The organism is Saccharothrix sp., assembly GCF_031180885.1.
Lineage (GTDB): Bacteria > Actinomycetota > Actinomycetes > Mycobacteriales > Pseudonocardiaceae > Actinosynnema.
Genome location: NZ_JAPSLK010000025.1, coordinates 1 through 22,224 on the forward strand (window position 1 = coordinate 1; position 22,224 = coordinate 22,224).

At 70.7% G+C, this 22,224-nt stretch carries 20 protein-coding genes; 15 read left to right on the forward strand and 5 right to left on the reverse strand.

Annotated elements, in window-relative coordinates:
* The 9 genes from RIN75_RS25335 to RIN75_RS25375 form a co-directional block, all read left to right on the forward strand.
* A partial coding sequence (locus RIN75_RS25335; RefSeq protein ID WP_309114514.1) for a LuxR C-terminal-related transcriptional regulator occupies positions 1–191 on the forward strand: 191 nt, incomplete at its 5' end.
* A 384-nt stretch (positions 192–575) separates the two neighbouring features.
* Positions 576–914 carry a hypothetical protein gene (locus RIN75_RS25340; RefSeq protein WP_309114515.1) on the forward strand — a complete coding sequence of 113 codons (339 nt, stop codon included), beginning with the start codon at positions 576–578 and terminating at the stop codon, positions 912–914.
* A 124-nt stretch (positions 915–1,038) separates the two neighbouring features.
* Entirely contained in the window at positions 1,039–1,791 is a 753-nt protein-coding gene (locus RIN75_RS25345) for an ABC transporter ATP-binding protein (RefSeq protein WP_309114516.1), read from the forward strand.
* A 4-nt stretch (positions 1,792–1,795) separates the two neighbouring features.
* Positions 1,796–4,300 carry an FtsX-like permease family protein gene (locus RIN75_RS25350; protein ID WP_309114517.1) on the forward strand — a complete coding sequence of 835 codons (2,505 nt, stop codon included), beginning with the start codon at positions 1,796–1,798 and terminating at the stop codon, positions 4,298–4,300.
* Positions 4,301–5,717: 1,417 nt separating this feature from the next.
* The gene (locus RIN75_RS25355) at positions 5,718–6,998 is read left to right on the forward strand and encodes an extracellular solute-binding protein (protein ID WP_309114518.1); all 1,281 of its coding nucleotides are present in this window, start codon (positions 5,718–5,720) and stop codon (positions 6,996–6,998) included.
* 56 nt (positions 6,999–7,054) lie between these two features.
* Positions 7,055–7,978, forward strand: coding sequence for a carbohydrate ABC transporter permease (locus RIN75_RS25360; RefSeq protein WP_375296019.1), 924 nt, complete (start codon positions 7,055–7,057; stop codon positions 7,976–7,978).
* A 47-nt stretch (positions 7,979–8,025) separates the two neighbouring features.
* Positions 8,026–8,814 (forward strand): carbohydrate ABC transporter permease, encoded by a 789-nt coding sequence (locus tag RIN75_RS25365; protein WP_375296020.1) that lies wholly within the window; start codon positions 8,026–8,028, stop codon positions 8,812–8,814.
* Between the two features lie 4 nt (positions 8,815–8,818).
* Positions 8,819–10,234 (forward strand): GH1 family beta-glucosidase, encoded by a 1,416-nt coding sequence (locus tag RIN75_RS25370; protein WP_309114519.1) that lies wholly within the window; start codon positions 8,819–8,821, stop codon positions 10,232–10,234.
* Between the two features lie 43 nt (positions 10,235–10,277).
* On the forward strand, positions 10,278–10,979 hold the full coding sequence (locus RIN75_RS25375; RefSeq protein WP_309114520.1) for a hypothetical protein: 702 nt from the start codon (positions 10,278–10,280) through the stop codon (positions 10,977–10,979).
* Here the strand turns inward: RIN75_RS25375 and RIN75_RS25380 are convergent.
* From RIN75_RS25380 to RIN75_RS25400, 5 genes are read right to left on the reverse strand one after another with little or no spacing between them, the layout of a single operon-like run.
* Positions 10,976–12,007: a LacI family DNA-binding transcriptional regulator gene (locus tag RIN75_RS25380; RefSeq protein ID WP_309114521.1), complete on the reverse strand. Its 1,032-nt coding sequence runs from the start codon at positions 12,005–12,007 to the stop codon at positions 10,976–10,978. The genes RIN75_RS25375 and RIN75_RS25380 overlap by 4 nt on opposite strands.
* A gap of 39 nt (positions 12,008–12,046) precedes the next feature.
* Positions 12,047–13,087, reverse strand: coding sequence for a GNAT family N-acetyltransferase (locus tag RIN75_RS25385; protein WP_309114522.1), 1,041 nt, complete (start codon positions 13,085–13,087; stop codon positions 12,047–12,049).
* A 57-nt stretch (positions 13,088–13,144) separates the two neighbouring features.
* Positions 13,145–13,522 carry a hypothetical protein gene (locus RIN75_RS25390; protein ID WP_309114523.1) on the reverse strand — a complete coding sequence of 126 codons (378 nt, stop codon included), beginning with the start codon at positions 13,520–13,522 and terminating at the stop codon, positions 13,145–13,147.
* Positions 13,523–13,580: 58 nt separating this feature from the next.
* Entirely contained in the window at positions 13,581–14,678 is a 1,098-nt protein-coding gene (locus RIN75_RS25395; protein WP_309114524.1) for a winged helix DNA-binding domain-containing protein, read from the reverse strand.
* Entirely contained in the window at positions 14,675–15,079 is a 405-nt protein-coding gene (locus tag RIN75_RS25400; protein ID WP_309114525.1) for a hypothetical protein, read from the reverse strand. The genes RIN75_RS25395 and RIN75_RS25400 overlap by 4 nt, the downstream gene beginning before the upstream one ends.
* Positions 15,080–15,201: 122 nt before the next feature.
* Between RIN75_RS25400 and RIN75_RS25405 the strand changes: the two genes are divergently transcribed.
* The 6 genes from RIN75_RS25405 (at position 15,202) to RIN75_RS25430 (ending at position 22,158) form a co-directional block, all read left to right on the forward strand.
* The gene (locus RIN75_RS25405; RefSeq protein ID WP_309114526.1) at positions 15,202–15,759 is read left to right on the forward strand and encodes a DM13 domain-containing protein; all 558 of its coding nucleotides are present in this window, start codon (positions 15,202–15,204) and stop codon (positions 15,757–15,759) included.
* Between the two features lie 269 nt (positions 15,760–16,028).
* The gene (locus tag RIN75_RS25410; protein WP_309114527.1) at positions 16,029–17,024 is read left to right on the forward strand and encodes an AraC family transcriptional regulator; all 996 of its coding nucleotides are present in this window, start codon (positions 16,029–16,031) and stop codon (positions 17,022–17,024) included.
* Positions 17,025–17,124: 100 nt separating this feature from the next.
* Positions 17,125–20,538, forward strand: coding sequence for a phosphodiester glycosidase family protein (locus RIN75_RS25415; RefSeq protein ID WP_309114528.1), 3,414 nt, complete (start codon positions 17,125–17,127; stop codon positions 20,536–20,538).
* A gap of 76 nt (positions 20,539–20,614) precedes the next feature.
* Complete coding sequence (locus RIN75_RS25420; RefSeq protein WP_309114529.1) at positions 20,615–21,046, forward strand: SRPBCC domain-containing protein; 432 nt, start codon at positions 20,615–20,617, stop codon at positions 21,044–21,046.
* Between the two features lie 70 nt (positions 21,047–21,116).
* The gene (locus RIN75_RS25425) at positions 21,117–21,482 is read left to right on the forward strand and encodes a metalloregulator ArsR/SmtB family transcription factor (protein WP_309114604.1); all 366 of its coding nucleotides are present in this window, start codon (positions 21,117–21,119) and stop codon (positions 21,480–21,482) included.
* A gap of 7 nt (positions 21,483–21,489) precedes the next feature.
* Entirely contained in the window at positions 21,490–22,158 is a 669-nt protein-coding gene (locus tag RIN75_RS25430) for a DUF899 domain-containing protein (protein WP_309114530.1), read from the forward strand.
* Positions 22,159–22,224: the final 66 nt, after the last annotated feature.

The window sequence follows — 22,224 nt, forward strand, 5'->3', positions numbered from 1 at the left end:
CGCGGGAGCGGTCGGTGCTGGGGTTGGTGGCGTTGGGGCGGACGAACCGGGAGGTCGGGGAGGAGCTGTTCATCTCGGAGAAGACGGTCAGCGTGCACTTGACCCGGATCATGGCGAAGCTGGGGGCCAGCCGGCGGGCGGAGGCGGTGGCGATCGCCTTCGACCGGGGCCTGCTGGACCAACCGGGCTGACCGCAGATCTGCGTAGGTCACCCACGGCCGCGCGGTGAGAATCCGCGCATCGAACCCGATAGAACGCGCAACACGGTCAGCGGCCACAGCGGAGCCACCGCGCAGACCGGCCACGCCCGCGACGTCCACATCGGCGACCGCCACGACCGCCGCGGCCTCGCCGCCGTGACGGTGATCGCCCTCGCCCTGGTGCTGGCGGTCGTCGTGGTGGCAATGAGTTCGCGGCCGACGACGACGACCGGTTCCGCCGTGGCCGGGACGCCGGAACCTGCGGCGCCGGATCCAAGCACGTCGAATGTCGGCACTCGGGGCACCGGGACGTCGGGGACACCTGTCCCACCTACCACTCCGGCGGGGCCGCCACCGCGGGAGGTGACTTTCGGCGTGGGCACGGGCCTCGACCTGGAATCGGCCGAGACGAAGGGGCGCCGCAGCGCCGGCGCGACCGGCGACATGGACCTCCACCTCGGCGAAAGTCGGATGTTCACCGCGAACTCCAGCGCCTTCTTCAAGGACACCGGTGCCGGCGAAGGAACCCGGGAGCGGTGCGCCGAGGCCGTCGCCGTCCCGGAGGACGGGAAAGCACAGGTCATTCCGTCACGCGGAGACCGCTATTGCTTCCGCACGTCGACCGGCCGCCTCGCGTGGCTGCGCGTGGAGCACGAGACGGTGCTGGATCGGGCCGAGGATGTCGTGGTGGTGCTCGACGTCGTCGTCTGGTGATGCCCGGGTAGGAGCCGTGGTCATCCTGTGGGTGGACCGGCGGTTCCGCCGGCGAGGTGACGACCGGGTACGTCCCCCGCCCATAGCTTTTCCCTCGTCCGAGAGACCGAGGGAATGAGGGAGCATGTCCGCACTGGTGTCCGACGTCGGGACCCGTACCGCTGTAGCCGCCGCGAACCTGGTGAAGGTCTACGGCAAGGGCGACACCGCGGTCCGGGCGCTGGACGGCGTGAGCGTCGCGTTCCAGGCCGGGAGGTTCACCGCCATCATGGGCCCCTCCGGCTCCGGCAAGTCCACCCTGATGCACTGCCTGGCCGGGCTGGACGACGTGGACGGCGGCGCGGTGCACATCGGCGGCACCGAGATCACGTCCCTGGGCGACAAGGACCTCACCAAGCTGCGCCGCGACCGGGTCGGCTTCGTCTTCCAGGCGTTCAACCTGCTGCCCACCCTGACCGCCGAGGCGAACATCCTGCTGGGCCTGGAACTGGCCGGCCGCAAGCCCGACCGCCAGTGGTTCGACCGGATCGTCGACGTGCTCGGCCTGCGCGAGCGGTTGAAGCACAAGCCGACCGAGTTGTCCGGTGGTCAGCAGCAGCGCGTGGCGTGCGCGCGGGCGTTGGTGTCCAAGCCGGACGTGGTGTTCGCGGACGAACCCACCGGCAACCTCGACTCCCGTTCGGGCGCGGAGGTGCTGGACTTCCTGCGGATGTCGGTGCGGCAGCTCGGCCAGACCGTGATCATGGTGACGCACGACCCGGTCGCCGCCTCCTACGCCGACCGCGTGGTGCTGCTGGCCGACGGCCACCTGGCCGGCGAGATCGACAACCCGACCGCCGACTCCGTGCTGGCCGCCCTGAAGCACCTGGGGGCGTGACCTGATGCTGCGCACGATCATCGCGGGCCTCAAGGCCCGCACCGCGCGGCTCGTGCTGTCCTCGGTCGCCATCGCGCTCGGGGTCGCCTTCGTGACCGGCACGCTCGTCCTCGGCGACGCCATGAACGAGAGCATGCGCGACGAGTTCGCCAAGAGCGCCCGGGGCGTCGACGTCTCGGTCACGCTCGACGGCCCGGGGGACGCCAAGGGCATCACCCCGGAAACTCTCGCAAAGATCCGGCAAGCGCCGGGTGTCGCCGGGGCGGATCCGCGCGGGTACCTCCAGGTGCCGCTGATCTCCAGTGCGGGCAAGGCGAAGCCCGCCATGGCCACGCCACTGGCCGGCACCGAGAAGTTGCGCGAGTTCGACCTCGCCAACGGGCGCTACCCCAACAGCGCCAACGAGATCGCGGTGGACGTCCGCACCGCCGAGACCGCCAAGCTGTCCGTCGGGCAGAAGGTGAAGCTGCTCGGCCAGGACGACCAGACCCGCGAGTACACCCTCGTCGGCACCTACAAGCAGGGCGTCGGCGAGATGTCGATGGCCGGCGGCGACCACCTCGTGCTGACGCCGGACGCCTTCCAGGCGCTGGCCCCGGAAAACCTGCCCTACCAGGTGGTCGCGGTGGCGGCCAACGGGTTCACGCAGCAGCAGGTGGCCGACAACGTCCGGAAAGCCATTGGTGACAGCGGTTTTCGCGTCCAGACCGGTGAGCAGCTCACCGCGGAGACGCTGAAGTCCATCAGTTCGCAGGCGGCCGAGTTCACCACGTTCCTGTTGGCGTTCGCGGTGATCGCGCTCGTCGTCGCGGCGATGGTCATCTACAACACGTTCACCATCCTGGTCGCTCAGCGCACGCGTGAGCTGGCGCTGATGCGGTGCGTCGGCGCGAGCCGGAAGCAGGTGTTCCGCGGTGTGCTCGCGGAGGCCGTGGTGATGGGCTTCGCCGCGTCCGTGCTCGGCCTGCTCGGCGGGCTCGGGGTGTCCGCGTTGCTGCAAAAGGTGATCGCCTCGTTCGGCGACGCCTCGGAGACCGTGGTTCGGCTGCCGATCTCCTTGACGACCGTGCTCGCCGCGTTCGGCGTGGGTGTCGTGGTGACGGTGCTGTCCGCGGTGCTGCCGGCGCGCAAGGCGACCCGTGTGCCGCCGGTCGCGGCGCTGCGCAGCCAGCCCGACAGCGGCGAGGAGGTGTCCCGCACCAGCAAGCTCCGCGTGCTGTTCGCCACGCTGCTGGGGGTGGTCGGTGCCGGGACGATCGTCCTGGGCATGAAGGCCGAGAGCGAAGAACCGGCGATGTTCATCAGCGGCGCGGGCACGATGGTGCTGCTGGCCGCGGTCCTGGTGCTCGGCCCGCTGCTGGTCGGCCCGGTCAACCGGTTCCTGGGCGCGGTGCCGCGGGCGATCTTCGGCGTGCCCGCCAAGCTCGCCTCCGCCAACGCCGGCCGCAACCCCAAGCGCACCGCCGCCACGACCGCGGCGCTCATGATCGGCGTGACCATCGTGGCCATGGTGACCGTGGTCGCCAACAGCGCCAAGGAGACCGCCGGCGAACAGGTCGACCAACGCCTGCCCGCCGACTACACGGTCACGTCCTCGGTCTACGACCGCCCGCTGCCGCGCGACCTGGCGACCCGGTTGGCCGCCGTGCCCGAGGTCGCGAAGGTCGCGCCGACCAGCCGGGTGATCGCCGAACGGCTGTTCTTCACCGCCGTGTCCCCGGACGCGCTGGGTGACCTGTTCCGGCCGAAGGTGGAGAGCGGTTCGCTTTCCGACCTGAAGGACGGCACGGTCGCTTTGAAGGCGGATTACGCCAAGAAGGCGGGTTTGTCGGTCGGTTCCACCACGACCGTGAAAACCGACCAGGGCAGCGAGTCGCTGAAGGTCGTGGCGATCGTGTCCGGCCAGCGCCTGGGCGACGGCGTCCTGACGCTGAACACCGCCGCCAAGCTCAACCCGGAGTTCGACGGCTACGAGACCATCATGGTCAAGCTCAAGCCCGGCGTGGCCAACGGCCGGGCCGCGGTGGAGAAGGTCACCGACCCGTCGCCGCTGGCCCTGATCGACTCGGCCGCGGAGACCAAGGCGCAGCTGAACAAGCAGCTCGACCAGGTGTTGGCGTTCGTGTGGGCGCTGATCGGGCTGGCCGTGGTGATCGCGTTGTTCGGCATCGCCAACACGCTCACGCTGTCGGTGCTGGAACGGACGCGCGAATCGGCCCTGCTGCGGGCGCTCGGCCTGACCCGGGGGCAGCTGCGGTTGATGCTGGTCGTGGAGTCGGTGCTGATGGCCCTGATGGGCGCGGCGATCGGGCTGGTGCTCGGCGTCGGGTTCGGCTGGGTGCTGACGACCGCGCTGTCGACCGAGGCGGTGCAGCTGGCGTTCATCGTTCCGTTCGGGCAGATCGGCGCGATGCTGGCGGCTGCCGTGGTGGCCGCGGTCGTGGCCGCCGCGATGCCGGCCCGCCGGGCGGCGAAGACCTCGGTGGTCGCGGGGATGGCCGAGGCGTAGGACCACCTGGGGCGCGCGTTCGGGGCGTGTGCTCGGGGTGTGGCCAAGGCGCGCGTCGGGGGCGCGCCGCGGCCGGGGGTGTGGGAGGCCCGTTCCGGGGAACCGGAGCGGGCCTCCCGCGTCTTCGCGCACCACGCACCAACTCGCTTTCCGCCGCACAGCGGCTGCTTTTCGCTTTTCGCCGCACAGCGGGTGCTTTAGGCCGCGCTCCGCGCGGCGGGCTGCTCCCAGCCACAGGCGGGGCTTCGGTTCCCACCGTATGGCCTGCCCGAAGGGCAATGCCGCTAACTTAAGGTTTCGGCTGGTCAGAGCCCGCTTCTTGGGTGCTCCGGGCCCTGTGCGGGCCCGTAGCAGTGTCCACTTAGGACGCATGGGGGCCACGCTGGCGCAAAGTCCCTGGTCGAGTCTCGCGCCGACTGGCATCACCCTCAGGAAGTTGATCAATCTGAACTTGATCTGAATCAGCGCTGACGTGCGAAGATCATCCTTAAGTTAGCGGCATTGGCCCGAAGGGCTACCACACTTTGGTCGGGTGCGGCCGAAATTTTTTGTGAGGAACGAGCAAAAAATTTCAGCGGCATCCGACACAAAGTGTGGTTGGCTTTGCCAGGCCATGCGGTGGGGGAACCGACGCCCTTCCCTTCCCCCATTGGCGGCCTGCCCGCCGGCGAGGCGCCTTTGATCTTGAGAGCGCGCGGCGCGTTCAGCTTGAGGGCGCGTCAGCGCCGTTCAAGAGCGCGAAGCGCGTTCATTCTCCAGCAGCGCGGAGCGCGTTGCATCTACACGCGCGAAGCGTGGACTTGAGCGCGTAAGCGCAATTCCAAAGATTAAAAGAGCCTCGCCGGCGGGCGAGCCGCCAATGATGACACAACCACAACTGCGGGGGCTTCTTGCTTGTGTCATCCCCGCATGACCCGGCAAAGCCGACCACATTTTTGGCCGGGTGCCGCTGAAAATTTTGCTCGTTCCTCACAAAATTTTCGGCTGCACCCGACCAAAAATGTGGTAGCCCTTCGGGCGGGCCATACGGGGATGACGCAAGCAAGAAGCCCAAGTTGAGGTGTGTCCGCTCGGCGGACTGCCCGCTCGGCGAGGACTTCCCGCTTGGCGGGAGCTTCTGATCTTGAGAGGCGCTTGGTTTGTGGTGGGGGTCACAAGGTTTTTCGCGGCGGCGCGTCCCATCCGGGTCGCTGTCCCCTCTAACCAGAGTGCGGGGTGGCCCGGGCGAGGGCCGGGCCACCCTCGCCCTTCACAGCTCGTGGCACCGATGTGACTTCGCGTCCACAAAAGCGCTTCAGAAAGTTACGGAACGGTGTCGACCGTCCGCCCTTGGCTTGACACCGTCCACCGCTCACCGCACCGTGAGAGCGCTCTCACAGCGGACCGCGGGAGTGGTCCGAAGCGTCGAGGAGGACGGATGAGCAGGACTCTGGTCGGCCGGGTCACGGCGACCATCGCGACGGCCATGGCTGCCACCATGGCGGTCGCGTGCGGCGGGGGTGGGGACGCCGGTGACGGGAAGATCAAGCTGTCGATCGGGATCTTCTCCGACTTCGGGTACGACAACCTGATCAAGGAGTACCAGGCGCAGCACCCGAACATCGAGATCGAGCAGCGCAAGGTCAAGATGGAGCAGCACCACACGCAGCTCGCCACCCAGCTCGCCGGCGGGCGCGGCGCGGCCGACATCGTGGCCATCGAGGAGGGCAACGTCGCCCTGTTCCGCCAGTCCAAGGACAAGTTCGTCAACCTCGCCGACTACGGCGCCAAGGACCTGAAGTCCCAGTGGGCGGCCTGGAAGTGGAACCAGGGCACCACCGACGACGGCAACTTCGTCCTCGGTCTGGGCACCGACATGGGCAGCCTCGCCCTGTGCTACCGCCGCGACCTGTTCCAGGCCGCCGGCCTGCCCACCGAGCGCGACGCCGTGAGCAAGCTCTGGCCGACGTGGAACGACTTCCTCGCCACCGCCGACAAGTTCACCGCCGCCACGCCGAACGTGAAGTTCGTCGACGCCGCGCAGAACGTCTACAAGGCGATCCTCGACCAGACCGAGGAGGGCTACTTCGCCAAGGCCGACGACTCGTTCATCGCGGACAAGAACCCGAAGGTCGCCGACGCGTTCAAGCTGGCCGCGAGCCTGGGCGAGAAGAAGCAGACCGGCGCGCTGGCCCCGTTCAGCCAGGACTGGAACGTCGCGCTCAAGCAGGCCTCCTTCGCCACCACCACCTGCCCGGCGTGGGCGCTCGCGCTGATCAAGGCCGGCGCCGGCGACGAAGCCGCGGGCAAGTGGGACGTGGCCGCCGCGCCCGGTGGCGGCGGCAACTGGGGCGGCTCGTTCCTGGCCGTGCCCAAGCAGGGCAAGCACCCCAAGGAGGCCTACGAGCTGGCCAAGTGGCTGACCGCGCCGGAGCAGCAGAAGCGGATCTTCAAGGAGACCGGCAACCTGCCCAGCGAGCCCGCCGCGTACAAGGACCCCGAGGTCACCGCCGCGGTCAACGAGTACTTCAACAAGGCTCCCGTGGGCCAGATCTTCGGCAACTCCGCGGAGAACCTGAAGCCGACCTACCGCGGCACCAAGGACGCCAAGGTCACCCCGGTGTTCAACAACGCCCTGTCCCGCGTGGAAACCGGCAAGCAGTCCACAGTGGACGCCTTCGAGCAGGCCGTGCGGGAAGCGCGGGACGCGGCCAAGTGACGGTCGCTCCGGCGCGAAGCGGGACGGAGTCCGGGCGCTCCGTCCCGCCGCCGCGCGTGGACCCGCCGTCGTGGCGGCACCGCCTGGGGCGCTGGGACACCAGGTACACCCCGTACCTGGCGATCGCGCCGTTCTTCGTCGTCTTCGGGATCTTCGGCCTCTACCCGCTGCTCTACACGGCGTGGGTGTCGCTGCACGACTGGCAGCTCGTCGACGGCGCACAGGGTTTCGTGGGACTGGAGAACTTCCGCGAACTCTTCACCGATCCGCACTTCTGGAACGCGCTGGGCAACACGGTCAGCCTCTTCGTGCTGTCGACCGTGCCGCAGCTGTTGGCGGCACTGGCGTTGGCGGCGCTGCTGGACCGCGGGCTGCGCGGGCGGGCGTTCTGGCGGGCGGGGGTGTTGCTGCCCAACGTCATCTCGGTCGCCGCGGTGGCGCTGGTGTTCGCGCAGCTCTTCGGGCGCGACTTCGGCATCGTCAACGGGGTCCTGGGTGTGTTCGGGATCGACCCGGTCGACTGGCGCGCCGAGACGTGGGCCTCGCACCTGGCCATCAGCTCGATGGTGATGTGGCGCTGGACCGGCTACAACGCCCTGATCTACCTGGCCGCCATGCAGTCCGTGCCCAAGGACATGTACGAATCCGCGATGCTGGACGGCGCGTCGCGGTGGCGGGTGTTCTGGTCGATCACCGTGCCGAGCATCAGGCCGACGATCCTGTTCACCGTCATCGTGTCCACCATCGGCGGCATGCAGCTGTTCGTGGAGCCGCAGCTGTTCGACCCGGGCGGCACGGCGACCGGCACCGGCGGCGCGGACCGGCAGTTCCAGACGCTGGTGATGTACCTGTACGAGAAGGGTTTCCGGCTGTTCGACGCCGGCTACTCGTCGGCGATCGCGTGGGTGCTGTTCATGCTGATCCTGCTCGTGGCCCTGCTGAACTTCACGTTGACGCGGCGCATCGCGTCCAAGGGGTGAGCGCCGTGGCTTCCCGTGTCGGCAGGGCGGGGCCGATGGCGTACGCGATGCTCGTCATCGTGCTGGTCGCCTCGATCTTCCCGCTGTACTACTCGTTCCTGATCGCCAGCAAGGACAACTCCGCCCTGGGTGACGCGGTGCCGTCGCTGATCCCGGGCGGGAACCTGTTCGAGAACCTGGGTCGGGTGTTCGACACCGTCGACTTCTGGCTGGCCATGCAGAACTCGCTGATCGTGGCGGGCACGGTGGCGGTCAGCAACGTCGTGCTGGGCACGCTGGCCGGGTTCGCGTTCGCCCGCCTTCGGTTCCCGGGCAGCAACTCGCTGTTCCTGGTGGTCGTGGGCACGTCCATGGTGCCGACCCAGCTCGGCGTCATCCCGCTGTACATGCTGATGTCCGACCTCGACTGGTACGGCACGCTGCAAGCGGTCGTCGTGCCCGCGCTGATCGGCGCGTTCTCGGTGTTCTGGATGCGCCAGGCGTGCGAGGAGTCCGTGCCGTTCGAGCTGGTCGAGGCGGCGCGGGTGGACGGGTGCTCGGTGTTGCGCACCTTCTGGCACGTGGCGTTCCCCGCGGTCCGGCCACAGGCGGCCGTGATGGGCATGTTCACGTTCATGACGGCGTGGAACGACTTCTTCTGGCCGCTGATCGTGCTGGACCCCAACGACAGCCCCACCGTGCAGGTGGCACTGTCCACTTTGGCCAGCGGCTACTACACGGACTACTCGCTCATGCTCTCCGGCGCATCGCTCGCGGTGCTGCCGGTCGTCGGGATCTTCCTCCTGCTGGCCCGCCAGATCGTCGGCGGGATCATGCAGGGCGCCGTTAAGGGGTGAACACATGACCGCAACCGACCCGGACACCCAGGTCGGGCAGGAGCTGCTGCGCTTCCCACCGGACTTCCTGTGGGGAGCGGCGACGGCCTCCTTCCAGATCGAGGGCTCGACCACCGCGGACGGTCGGGGCCCGTCGATCTGGGACACCTTCGCCGCCACGCCGGGCAAGGTCGAGGGCGGCGACACCGGTGAACCCGCGTGCGACCACTACCGGCGCTACGCCTCCGACGTCGGCCTGATGGCGGACCTGGGACTGGGCGCGTACCGGTTCTCGGTGGCGTGGCCGCGCGTGCAGCCCACCGGGGCTGGTCCGGTCGAGCCGAGGGGGCTGGACTTCTACGAGCGCTTGGTGGATTCCCTGCTGGCGCACGGAATCCAGCCCGTGGCCACGCTCTACCACTGGGACCTGCCGCAGGCGCTGGAGGACCACGGCGGCTGGCGCAACCGCGACACTGCCTACCGCTTCGCCGAGTACGCGACCCTGGTCCACGCCCGCCTCGCTGACCGCGTGAAGGCGTGGACGACGCTGAACGAGCCCTGGTGCTCGGCCTTCTTGGGCTACGGCAACGGAATCCACGCGCCAGGGGTCGTCGACCCGTTGGGCGCGTTGGAGGCCGCGCACCACCTGCTGTTGGCGCACGGCTTGGCGGTGGAGGCGCTGCGCGCGCAGGCACCGGCCGACCACCGGTTGTCGATCGTCCTGAACTTCTCCTCGGTGTACGCCGACGACCCGGCGCACGCCGAGGCGGTGCGCAAGGTCGACGGGCTGCAGAACCGGTTCTTCCTGGACCCGTTGAACGGCAAGGGATATCCGGCGGACGTCGTCGAGGACACCGCGTGGCTGGGCGACTGGCGGCACGTGGTGCGCGACGGCGACCTGGACGTCATCGCCGCCCCGATCGACTGGCTGGGCGTGAACTACTACAGCCCGTCCAGGGTCGCCCTGTCGGCCGATCCCGATCATGCGACCCCCGGTCCGTTCCCGGGGCTGCGCGGTGTGGACCTGGTGCCGCCGCGCGGGGAACTGACCGGGTTCGGTTGGGAGGTGGACGCGGACGCGTTCACGGATCTGCTGGAGCGGTTGGACCGTGACGTGTCGGTGCCGTTGGTGGTCACCGAGAACGGCTCGGCGTTCCCGGACGTGGTGACCGGTGGCCGGGTGGCGGACGTCGAACGCACCCGGTACCTGGTGGACCACCTGCGGTCCGTGCACACCGCGATCGCCCGGGGTGTGGACGTGCGCGGGTACTTCGCGTGGTCGCTGCTGGACAACTTCGAGTGGGCGGCGGGGTACAGCCAGCGGTTCGGCATCGTGCACGTCGACTACGCCACGCAGCGGCGGACGGTGAAGGACAGCGGCCACACCCTGGCCCGGGTCATCCGGCACAACGCCGTGCCGGCCGAGGGCCACCGGTTCTGACCGGAGCCCGCTACCATCCGCCGCACGGACGGATGGGGGCTCGATGAGCGGGAGAGGCGCGGTGCGGCCGGCACCCGTGCGGCCCGGCCCGGTCGTCCTCTGGGGCGGCGCCGGGTCGGGCCGGACCACGTTCCTCGCCGCACTGGCCGCCGCGGCGGCGCAGGCGCACCCGCCGTGGCAGGTGACCGGGCGGGCCGAACAGGCGCACGAGTACGCGCTCAGCGCGGACTTCACGGTGCGGCGCAAGAGGTTCCTGCGGTTCCGGACGGACACCGTGCGGGTCGCCTTCGACCTGGCGGTGACCGACCGGCCGGGCGCGGACTTCACCGCACCCGACGACTCGTGCAGCGGGATCGTGTACTTCTTCGACCCCACCCGGTCCGCGGACGACGGGGCGGCGGACGCCATCGCGGAGGCGGCCGGCGACGGCCCGGTCCCGCACCCGCTCGCCGTGTGCGTCACGAAGTACGACGAACCGGACATCCTCGCCGAGGCGCGGGCGGCCGGTGTCCTCGCAGTGGACGACGAGGGCGGCACCCCGACGGTCCCCATCGACTTCGCCGAACGCTTCTTCGACCACCTCTGCGACACCGGCGGGCGCGCAGCGGTCCGAGAGGCGATCAAGCGCCACTTCGCCCCCGAGTCGGTCCGCTACTTCACCACGTCGTCGATCGGCTTCCACCATGACCCGGTCCGGCCGGTCAACGTCCTGGAACCGCTGCTCTGGGTGAAGCTCGGCGTCTAGGCGGATTCGCGGCGCACGAGCACGGTCGGCAGGACCTCGCGGCGGGCGCGGATGGGTTCTTCGCGGAGCAGGCGCATCAGGTGGGTGACCATGTGCCGCACCTGGTTGCTGGTGTCCTGCTGCACGCTGGTCAGCGGCGGCACGGTGTGCGGCGCGATCATCGGGTGGTCGTCGAAGCCGACCACGGCCACGTCCTCCGGCACGCGCTTGCCCGCCTCGCGCAGGGCGTCCAAAGCCCCCGCGGCCATCAGGTCGCTCGCCACGAACACCGCGTCCAAATCCGGCACCCGCGCCAGCAGCGCCGCCATCGCCTGCTTGCCGCCCTCGCGGGAGAAGCCGCCGTCCTCGGTCAGCAGCTCGACGTCCGCGTCCGACGCGCCGGTCGCCGACCGCCAGCCGGCCAGGCGGTCCATCGCCGAGTGCTCGTCCAGCGGACCCGTGACGTGCGCGATCCGCTTGCGGCCCAACGAGATCAGGTGCTCGGTGGCGAGCACGCCGCCACCCTCGTTGTCGTGGTCCACCAGGTGCATCCCGCGCAGCGGACCCCACGGCCGGCCCGCGTACACCACCGGCAGCGACAGCTTCCGGGCCAACGCCGGCAGCTGGTCACCCTTGTGCGGCGCGAACATCAGCGCGCCGTCGACGTGGCCACCGGCCAGGAACCGCTCGGCGCGCGCCATGTCCTCGGGCGAGTGCACGAGCAGCAGCACCATCTGCACGTCGGCGTCGGCCAGCGACCGCGCGGCCGACCGGATCAGCCACGCGAAGTGCGGGTCGTCGAAGATCTTCGGCTCGGGCTCGGAGAACACCACCGCGACCGCGCCGGTCCGCCGCGTCACCAGCGCCCGCGCCGCCTGGTTGGGCTGGTACCCCAGCGCGAGGACGGCCGCCGTGACCGCCTCGTGCGCCTCCGGGCTCACCCGCGGCGAGGCGTTGAGCACGCGGGACGCCGTCGCCCGCGACACGCCCGCCCGCGCCGCCACGTCCTCCAGCGTGGGCCGGGCGCCGGAGTGCGACTGGACGGACACGGGCACCAACTCCTCGAACGGCTCGCAGACCGTCCCAGCTTAGCCCGAGGCCACCTGCGGGGAAGCGCTCTCCACGCGAGACGACCCGACCGACACCCGCAGCAGACCGTCCTCCCGCCGCGACGACACCGGCAGCCCCGCCTTGGCCGCCGTGCGCAGCAGCCCGGTCTCGGCGGTCAGGCACCAGCCGACCAGCTCCCGGTACCCGGCCGCGCGCGCCGTGCGGGCCAGCGCCAGCAGCAGCCCGGTCCCCACGCCCCGGCCCTGCCAGGCGTCCTCCACCAGCAGCGACACCTCGGCGCTGTCCGGTGTGGACATCGGGATCAGCTGGCCCATCCCGATGACCTGGTCCGCGCACTGCGCGAGCACCGTCGTGCCGCGCGGCGGGGTGAGCAGGCGGTGCAGCCAGCGGCGGGGGAGGGTGCGCAGGCCCGAGTGGTAGCGGTTGAACAGGGTGCCCATCGAGCACCGCGTGTGCAGCGCGGCCACCGCGTCGGCGTCACCCACCAGCCCCGGCCGCAGCACCACCGCCATGCCGTCCTCGGTCATCAACGCCGACGTGGTGGGCGCCCCCGCACCCAGCAGTTCGACCAGCGCCTCCGCCCGAGCCACCTCGACGTGCGTGAACGGCGCCCACCCCCGTCGCGCCACCAGCGTCGCGTCCGCCGTCTCGATCCGGATCCGGTGGTCGTTCTCCTCCACGTCCCCGTCCGCGACCACCACCGAGTCGGCCCCCAGCACGCCCCGCACGGCGTCGCACACCCCACCCGGCAACTTCATCGCGTGCCCGGCCGCCCGAAGCGCCGCCGTGGGGCCGTCCACCAGGTCCCGCATGTCGGCGGAGGTGATGCCCACGCACCGGCCGCCTTCGGCCTTGACGGCGGCGACCAGGTCGGCGGGCAGCAACCCGGGCGCGGCGCGCACCACCAGCTCGTCGATCACCCCGCCGGGCACCGGGATGACGGACAGGGCCAGCACGTTGCACTCGCGTTCGGCCAGCCGGATCGTCATGCGGGCCAACGCGCCGGGGCTGTCGTCCAGCTCGACGCGCAGGCGCCAGGTCTTCGGTGTGGACTCCATGCACCCAGGCTGACCGGCCGACGTTGCGTCAAGGGGACACGCACGTAAAGGCGTGGCTCACTCGTCGCACTGGGGCGGTGGCAGGGGGTTCAGGGGGCCGCAGGGCCACTCGGTCTTCTTGACCTTCGTCGTGGTCGGCGGCGGTGGTGGCGGCGGGGCCTCGGTGGTGGACTCGGGCGTCGTCGTGGCCACCGTGGTCGTCGTGGGCTTCGGCGCGGACGTCGAGGCCTTCGGCGCGGACGCGCCTTCCGTCGTCGGGACGCTCGCCGGCGCGGACTCGGTCACCGAGGTGGACGAGCGGCTCGTGATCCAGGTGGACGCCGGTGGTTCGGCCTTCTGGCCGTCGTCGATCCCGTGGATGTACACGCCCACCAGCACACCGGTCAGCGCCGACGCCGCCACGGCCAAGCCGCACGCCGCCCACACCACCCGCACAGCCGACCCCCTCCGTCCCGACGTGAGCGCCAGAACAGTACCGCTTGATCGACCGGACCTACCCGGCCCAGGCCACCTCGACCGACCGGCCCCAGCGGTCCGCCTCCGCGGCCACCGCTTTCCGCACCTCGGCGGTCAACGAGCGGAAGGGTTCAACAGTTATGACCACCCGGCCGCCCTTCCGTTCCTGCGACCACACGCCGGCCATCAACCCGTCGACGAGCAGCACCGGCGACAACCAGCCCTGCGACCGGTACACGGCGTCCGGCGAACCGCCGTCCATCAGGCACGCCGCGTGCTTGGTCGCCGCCACGACGTACTGGTCGAACGCGGGCAGCAGCCGCACGGTGCGCACCGGTTCGGCTTTCCGCAACGCTGTTACCAAATCGCTGCGCGCCCAGTGCGGCACGCCCTCGACGTCCACGGACGTGAGCCGGTCGCCCAGCGCCTTGACCACCCGACCACCCTCGGCCGGGCTGACGCCCCACCAGCGCGCGAACTCCTCCCGCGTCGCCACGCCCTGCACGCCCCACCACCGCAGCGCGATCTCGCAGACCGCGTCGGCGGGCGGCGGACCGACGGCGATCCACGTGTCCGGCCGGGTGAACCGCACCAACTGGCCCTCTCCCGGCCCGAACACCAGCCGGCCCTGGAACGACGCCGGTTTCAGGTACGCGCCCCAGCTCTCCCGCAGCTTCTCGCCGATGTGCTCGGAGGTCCGCGCGGCCACCTCGTCGGCCAGTTCGGCCCGGGTCAACACCCGACCTTCCAACGCCGCCGACACGCCCTCCAACAGCGCCTGCAACTCCTCGGCGGTGATCTTGAAGCCCCGGTGCCAGACTGGTTTCGTGTAATGCTTGTAGGTCGCGAACCCGGCCTGCCACAACGGGTACTCGTCGGAGCGCAGCAGGTGCAGCGTGCCGCGCATGCACCACGTCTTGACCAGCGTCCGGTCCTCCCACAGGGCCTTCTCGACGTAGTCGGCCGGCAACCCGTCGACCCGCGCGTGCAGCATGGCCTCGGCCGACGACATGAGCTGCGCGTGCAGCCCGCACAGCTCCGACACCACGTCCAGCGCGTCCGCCGCCGGTCGCCGCACGTCCAGGCTGTGCGCACGCGTCCGCCACGCCGCGACCCGCCCCCAGGTCAGGCTCACTCGTCCCCCTTCTCGCGCACCGCGTGCTCGATGGCGGCGAGCCTGCGGGCCAACTCGGCCGTGCCCAGGACCCGGGCCAGCACGAGGGCGGCGCCGGACAGTCCCGCGACCAGCACCGATCCGGTCATGTGCCAGGTGGGCGCGTCGCCGGTGCAGGTGAACACGTCGCCGAACTTCGCCGACGAGCACGTCACGAACGGCACCGACGCGATGCCGACCCCGGTCGCCGCGACCCCGCCGAGCAGGGCCGAGCCGAACGTCCGCATCAGCGGGAAGACCGCGTTGACGGCACCGGCGGCGGCGATCGCGAACAGCAGCGGCACCGGGTGCGGGAACGGGCCGAGCGCGGCGCAGCCCACCATCAGCGCCGTCACGACCACGAGCCCGGTCCGTTCACCCACCCGGCGACCCTAACCCGCGTCGACAGCCGGACGTCAGAAGTTCGTAAGGCGTTTCCGGGACTCTGAGGGGCGTCCGGTTCGTCACAGTGGGCACAAGCGACGAATCGGAACGAGGCGAGGTCATGTCCAAGCGGGTTGTCCTGATCGGGGTGTCGGCGGTGCTGGTGGTCGCGCTGGCGGTGGGGCTGTACCTGTTCCAGCCCTGGCGACTGGTCACCGACCGGACGGCGGACGAGGCGCTGCTGGTGCCGGTGTCCACTTCGGAGACCGCTCCGGCGACGACGGGGAGCGCGACGACCGGGAGCGCGGCGACGACGAAGCCGGCCGCGCCGGCGGGTCCGGTGGCGGTGGCGTCCGGGCCGTTCCGGTCGCTGGAGCACGCCACGACCGGAAGCGCGTCGCTGGTGCGGCGGCCGGACGGCACGCACGCCGTGCAGTTCGAGGCGCTGGACACCAGCGACGGTCCGGACCTGTACGTGTACCTGTCGGAGAAGCCGTCGGACTCGCCCGAGTCGGCGTTCGGCACCGGGTTCGTCGACCTGGGCAAGCTGAAGGCCAACCAGGGCAACCAGGTCTACGAGGTGCCCGCCGGGACGGACCTGACGACCGTCCGGAGTGTCGTGATCTGGTGCAAGAGGTTCTCCGCGGGCTTCGCGGTAGCGCCGTTGGAACAGGGCTGACACATGGGGGAAACAAACGAGCATGGTCTGGACCAGGTATAGCCTTTTCGCAGTATTGACGCATCTGGTCTAGACCATTTAAAGTGGTCGGGGACACAACGAAACGTCCCTCGTGGATGGGCGGGCGGATGCCCCATCCACGAGGAGCCGGCTCACTGGGGTGGGCCACCGGGGGCGGCGGCGCGGTACCTTCTCTCTCCCCACACCGCGTCGCCGCCTTCGGCTGTGCGCGATTCCGGCCACCCGCGGTTCCTGCCACACTGTGAGTGATGCTCACGAGGACCATCGCCATCCACTACGTCAAGGCGGCGCTGCGCGGTGCCCGGCGCCACGGCCACGACGTGTCCGGCCTGCTCGCCGCCGCCGGCATCCCGGAAGCGCTGCTGGCCGACGACCGCGCGCGGGTGACGCCCGCCCAGTACTCCCGGCTGATCCAGGCGCTGTGGGAGGTGCTGGACGACGAGTTCATGGGTTTCGGGCCGCAGCGCAGCAAGCGCGGGACGTTCCCCACCATGTGCCTGCTCGCGGTGCACTGCTCGTCGCTGGAGGACGCGTTGCGCCGGGGGCTGGCGTTCTACGCGCTGTTCGACGTGCGGCCGGAGATGACGCTGGGGGAGCGGGGCGGCGTCGCCCGGTTCACCCTGGGCACGGAGGGCGTGGACGACCCGGACCGGTTCCTGGTGGAGTCGCTGCTGGTGCTGTGGCACCGGTTCTCGTCGTGGCTGATCGGTCGGCGGATCCCGTTGCGCGGGGTGGAACTGGCCTACCCCGAGCCGCCGCACGCCGCCGAGTACCACCTGATCTTCGGGTGCCCGCTGCGGTTCAACGCGCCGGAGACGGTGCTGGCGTTCGACACCCGGTTCCTGCGGATGCCGGTGGTGCAGGACGAGGCCGCGCTGCGTCGGTTCCTGCGCAACTCGCCGGGTGAGCTGCTGTCGAGGCGGGACTACGGCGCGGACTTCTCCAGCCAGGTGCGGCGGATGCTCGGGGGAGGGGTCGTCGGCTTGGACAACGTGGCCGCGCGGTTGGGGGTGTCGGCGCCGACGCTGCGGCGGAAGTTGGCGGCGGAGGGGACGTCGTTCCGGGAGGTGCGGGAGCAGTTGCTGCGGGACCAGGCGGTGGCGAGCCTGGTGCGCGGCGGGGAGTCGGTGGAGGAGTTGGCGCTGCGGCTGGGGTTCTCCGAGGCCAGCGCGTTTCACCGGGCGTTCAAGCGCTGGACGGGCAACAGCCCTGGCGCCTACCGGACGGGTGCTGCTACCCAGTAGTGCGGGCGGCCGCACTTGCTCCGAATGGCCGGTGTTCTGCCAAGCTCTCACAAGGTTGGCTGACGGCGGGTAACTCATTCACCACACTGCGGGAGTCCCCGTGTCCAGACGCCTCCGACCGCTGGTGGTCGCCGCCGTTCTGACCCTCGTCCCCCTGACCCCTGCCCACGCCGACCCGCGGCCTCCGGCCCCCGACACCATTGTCCCAGGTACCACCGACAATTCGGGCCTGAGCACCCCCGGGGTCAATTATCCCGCGCCCCACCGACAAACCCCCGACCTGCCGGACTGGCCCGTCGTCAGGTCCGCCGTCGAGCGCCGCATCGAGACCGCGCGGACCACGCGGCCGGTCGCGCCGGGCGTCGAGCTCAGCTCCTTCGACTGGTACGAGCCGGGCGACGCGGGCGGCTGGATCCGCGGTGACGCGCTCACCGTCGACCTCACCGCCGGCACCCGCGTCGACTACCTGCACCCCGGCCGGGTCACCGCCGCCGAACCCCTGTCCGCGCAGGCCGCCCGCACCCGCGCCGTCGCGGCGGTCAACGGTGACTTCTTCGACATCAACAACTCCAACGCGCCCGAGGGCGTCGGCGTCCAGGACGGCCGCACGATCAAGTCCCCCGCCGCCAACCACCGCCGCGCGGTCGGCATCGACGCGGCGGGTGTCGGCCGGGTCATGGACGTGCTGTTCGACGGCCGGATCACCCGCGCCGACGGCACCACGATCCCGCTCGACCAGCTCAACAGCGCCTCCATCGCCACCAACGGCACCGGTGTCTTCACCCCGCTCTGGGGCTCCTACAGCCGCTCCCGCGCGGTCCGCGGCGCCACGAAGGTCGCGGAAGTGGTGGTGCGCAACGACGTCGTCACCGAGCGCCGCACGACCGCCGGCGACGACCCGATCCCCGCCGACGGTTTCGTCCTCGTCGGCCGCGAAACCGGCGCGGACGTCCTCAAAACCCTGGAAATCGGCCAGAAGGTCACCGTCGACCACACCACCAAGGCCCAGGGCGGCACCGCCCTCCAAGCCGCCATCGGCGGCAACCAACTGCTGATCAAGGACGGGCAGGTCGTCGCGCCCGACGACCCGCTGCACCCGCGTACGGCGGTCGGCTTCTCCGCGGACGGCAAGAAGATGTTCCTGCTCACCGTGGACGGCCGGCAGGCGCCCTTCCTGCTCGGCCTCAACCTCAAGGACATGGCGTCGATCCTCAAGGAGATGGGCGCGCACAACGCGCTCAACCTCGACGGCGGCGGCTCGTCCACGCTGCTCGCCCGCACACCCGGCACCGAGGCCGTCACCGTGGAGAACACGCCCTCCGACGGCGGCGAACGCCCGGTGCCCAACGGCCTCGCGCTCTACGCGCCGGAAGGCAGCGGCGACCTGGTCGGGTTCTGGACCCGCACCGCGATCGACCCGCGCCGCGCGCCCGGCGCGGACACGGTGCCCGGCGGCCACCCGGAGCGGGTGTTCCCCGGCCTGACCCGCGAGCTCGTCGCGGACGGCTACGACGAGACCTACGGCCCGGCCCGCGACGGCGCGCACTCGTGGCACTCGACGCGCCCGTTCGTCGGCCACGTCCGCGACGGCGTGTTCCGCGGCCACACCCCCGGCACCACCAAGGCGGTGGCCCGGCGCGGGGGCGTCACCGGCGAGGTCGAGCTGACCGTCCTGGGCCCACTGACCCGCCTGTCCGCCACCACGAACCGGCTCAGCCTCACCACCTCCGGCGCGTTCGGCGTGATCGGCCACGACCCGGACGGCTTCACCGCGCCGATCGAGCCGACCGACATCGCGCTGGACTACGACAGCTCCGTGGTCGACATCGCCCCCGGTCCCAACGGCTCGTTCACCGTTACCGCGCGCAAGACCGGCGCCACCACGGTGACCGCGCGCGTCGGCGGCCAGGAGGTCCGGGTCGCGGTGACCGTGGGGCTGGAGGAGAAGCTGGTCGCGGGCTTCGACGACGGCGCGTCCTGGACGTTCGGCTCCGCGCGCGGCTCGGGCTCGGTCACGCCGGTCCCGGACGGGCGGACCGGCGCGGGCCTGAAGATCTCCTACGACTTCAGCCAGTCCACCGGCACCCGCACCGCGTACGCGATCCCACCCAAGCCGATCGTGGTGGAGGGTCAGCCGCTCGCGCTGGGCGCGTGGGTGTACGGGCACGGCCGCGGCGAGTGGACGGCGTTCACCGTGACCGACAACGCCGGGCTCACGAGATCCCTGTACGGCCCCTACGTCACGTGGACCGGCTGGAAGCACTTGGAAGTCCCGGTGCCCGCCGGCCTGGCGTTCCCCTTGCGGATCAACAGGTTCTACACCATCGAGACCAAGGCCGACCGGCAGTACAAGGGCGAGGTCGTGGTGGACGACATCGTGGCCAAGGTCCCGCCCGCCGTCGACCTCCCGCCGGCCCATCCGACCTCGGACCGGGTCGTGGTGCGCGACGGCACGGTGGACGACCGGCCCTGGCGGTTCGCGGTGATGTCCGACGCCCAGTTCGTGGCCCGCAACCCGGACAGCGACCTGGTCCGCTCTGCCCGCCGGACGTTGCGCGAGATCAAGGCGCAGAAGCCGGACTTCGTCGTGATCAACGGCGACTTCGTGGACGAGGCCGCACCCGCCGACCTCGCGCTCGCCCGCCGCATCCTCACCGAGGAGCTGGGCGACGAACTGCCCTGGTACTACGTGCCGGGCAACCACGAGATCATGGGACCGGGCACGATCGACAACTTCCGCCGCGAGTTCGGGGCCACCAACCGGACGTTCGACCACAAGGGCACCCGCTTCGTCCTGCTCGACTCGTCCACCGGCACCGTCCGCGGCGGCGGCTTCGACCAGGCCGCGATGCTCCGCGACGCCCTGCGCAACCACGAGAACGTCGACTCGGTCGTGGTCATGGAACACCACCCGCCGCGCGACCCGACGCCCACCAAGGGCAGCCAGCTCAACGACCGCCTCGAAGCCGACATGGTCGAGGACTGGCTGGCGGAGTTCCGCCGCTCCACCGGCAAGGGCGCGATGTTCATCGGCGCGCACGTCGGCGTGTTCCACGCGTCCAGAGTGGACGGTGTGCCGTACCTGATCAACGGCAACTCCGGCAAGTCCCCGGCGGAGGGCGGCTTCTCCGGCTGGACCCTGCTGGGCGTCGACCACCGACGCCCGGACTGGATCGCCGCCGAGATCCGCCCCCACGTGGACGCCCTGACCCTGACCGCGCCCGAAGTCGTCGTGGTGGGCGCCCCGACCACGGTCAGCGCCACCCTCACCCAGGGCACGCGCCAGGTCCCCGTCCAGTACCCGGTGAGCGCCGACTGGACCGCGTCCCCGAACGTCCACATCGGACCCTCCCGCGGCCTGCGCCCCTGGCACGCCGCGTGGTTGGACCCCGAGACCGGCCGGCTCACCACCTTCCGAGCCGCCAACATCTCCCTCGCCGTCACCGTCAACGGCACGACCCAGCGCCAGGACATGGCCCTCGTCTGGCGCGAGTGGGGTCGCGAGGTGGCCTGACGTCGCACGCTTGACGCAACCGGGCGGTTGCCATACTTTGGCAACCGTCCGGTTGCCACACGTGTGGAGGTCAGTCATGGGTTTCCCCGACCGCATCGAGCGGACCGTCGAGGTCGCGCAGCCGCCCGGCCGGGTCTGGTCGGCGATCACCACGGCGGAGGGCCTGGCCTCGTGGTTCGGCGACAAGGCGACGATCGACCTGCGGCCCGGCGGTGAGGTGAAGATGTCCTGGGAGAGCGGGGACGCCGTCGAGATGCGGGTGGAACGCGTCGAGGAGCCCTCGGTGTTCGGGTTCACCTGGCGGATGCACGGCATGCCCGAGGACGACCCGCGCCGCACGTACGTCGAGTTCACCCTCGAACCCACCGAGTCCGGCACCCGGCTCACGGTCGTGGAGTCCGGTTTCGCCCAGTTGCCGGACAACTGCCACGGCAAGGCCTACGACGCCCACTCGCAGGGCTGGAAGAGCGAACTGGGCCAATTGGTCGACCTCCTCGATGCGGCCTGACGCCGACTCGACCCGGCCCGCCGACTCGACGCCGCCCGACGCCCGCTCGACGCGGCCGGACGCCGGGGCGGTGCGGCCCGACGCCGGCTCGACCCGGCTCGACGCCGAGGCGATCGCCGAGCAGGTCTTCACCGCCCTGGCCGACCCGACCAGGCGCTCGATCCTGGCCACCCTCGCCGCGCGCGGCCCCGCCACGGCCACCGACCTGGCGGACCGGCTGCCCATCACCCGGCAGGCGATCGCCAAGCACCTGGCCCTGCTGGCCGAGGTCGGCCTGGTGACCGCCGAACCCGGTGAACGCCGCCGCGTGCGCTACCGCCTCGACTCCGCTCCCATGCAAGTGGCCCAGCAGTTCCTGGCCGCCCTGGCCCGCGACTGGGACGGCCCTCTCGCCGCCTTGAAGAACCACCTCGATCGCATACCCGACGAACGATGAGGACCCGATGAAAACTCCGCCGATCGTCACCGCCGAGGAGTGGGAAGAGCACCGCCAAGCCCTTCTCACCAGGGAAAAAGAACTCACGAAGGCCCGCGACGCACTGGCCGCCGAACGCCGCAGGATGCCGTGGCTCCCGGTCACAAAGCCCTACGCCTTCGACACCGCCAATGGCCCCAAGTCCCTGCTGGACCTCTTCGAGGGCCGCCGCCAGCTGATCGTCTACCGGGCCTTCATGGACCCCGGTGTGCACGGCTGGCCGGACCACGGCTGCAAGGGCTGCTCGATGGTCGCCGACCAGGTCGCCCACCCGGCCCACCTGAACGCCCGCGACACCACCCTGGTCTTCGCCTCCCGGGCGCCGCAGTCGGATCTGGTCAGGATCAAGGCGAAGATGGGCTGGGAGCACATCCCGTGGCACACCATCACCGACGACTTCGACAAGGACTTCGGCGTCGACCAGTGGCACGGGACGAACGCCTTCATCCGCGAGGACGACAAGGTCTACCGGACGTACTTCGTCAACAACCGCGGTGACGAGGCCATGGGCAGCACCTGGTCCTATTTGGACATCACCGCGCTGGGCCGCCAGGAAACCTGGGAAGACTCCCCGGAGGGCTATCCCCAGACCCCGCCCTACGAGTGGTGGATCTGGCACGACGAGCCCGTTCGCTAGGGCATGACGAAAGCAGCCGCCGCACCGGCACGACGTGGGGCCGTACCGGCGCGGCGGCTGCCGTGC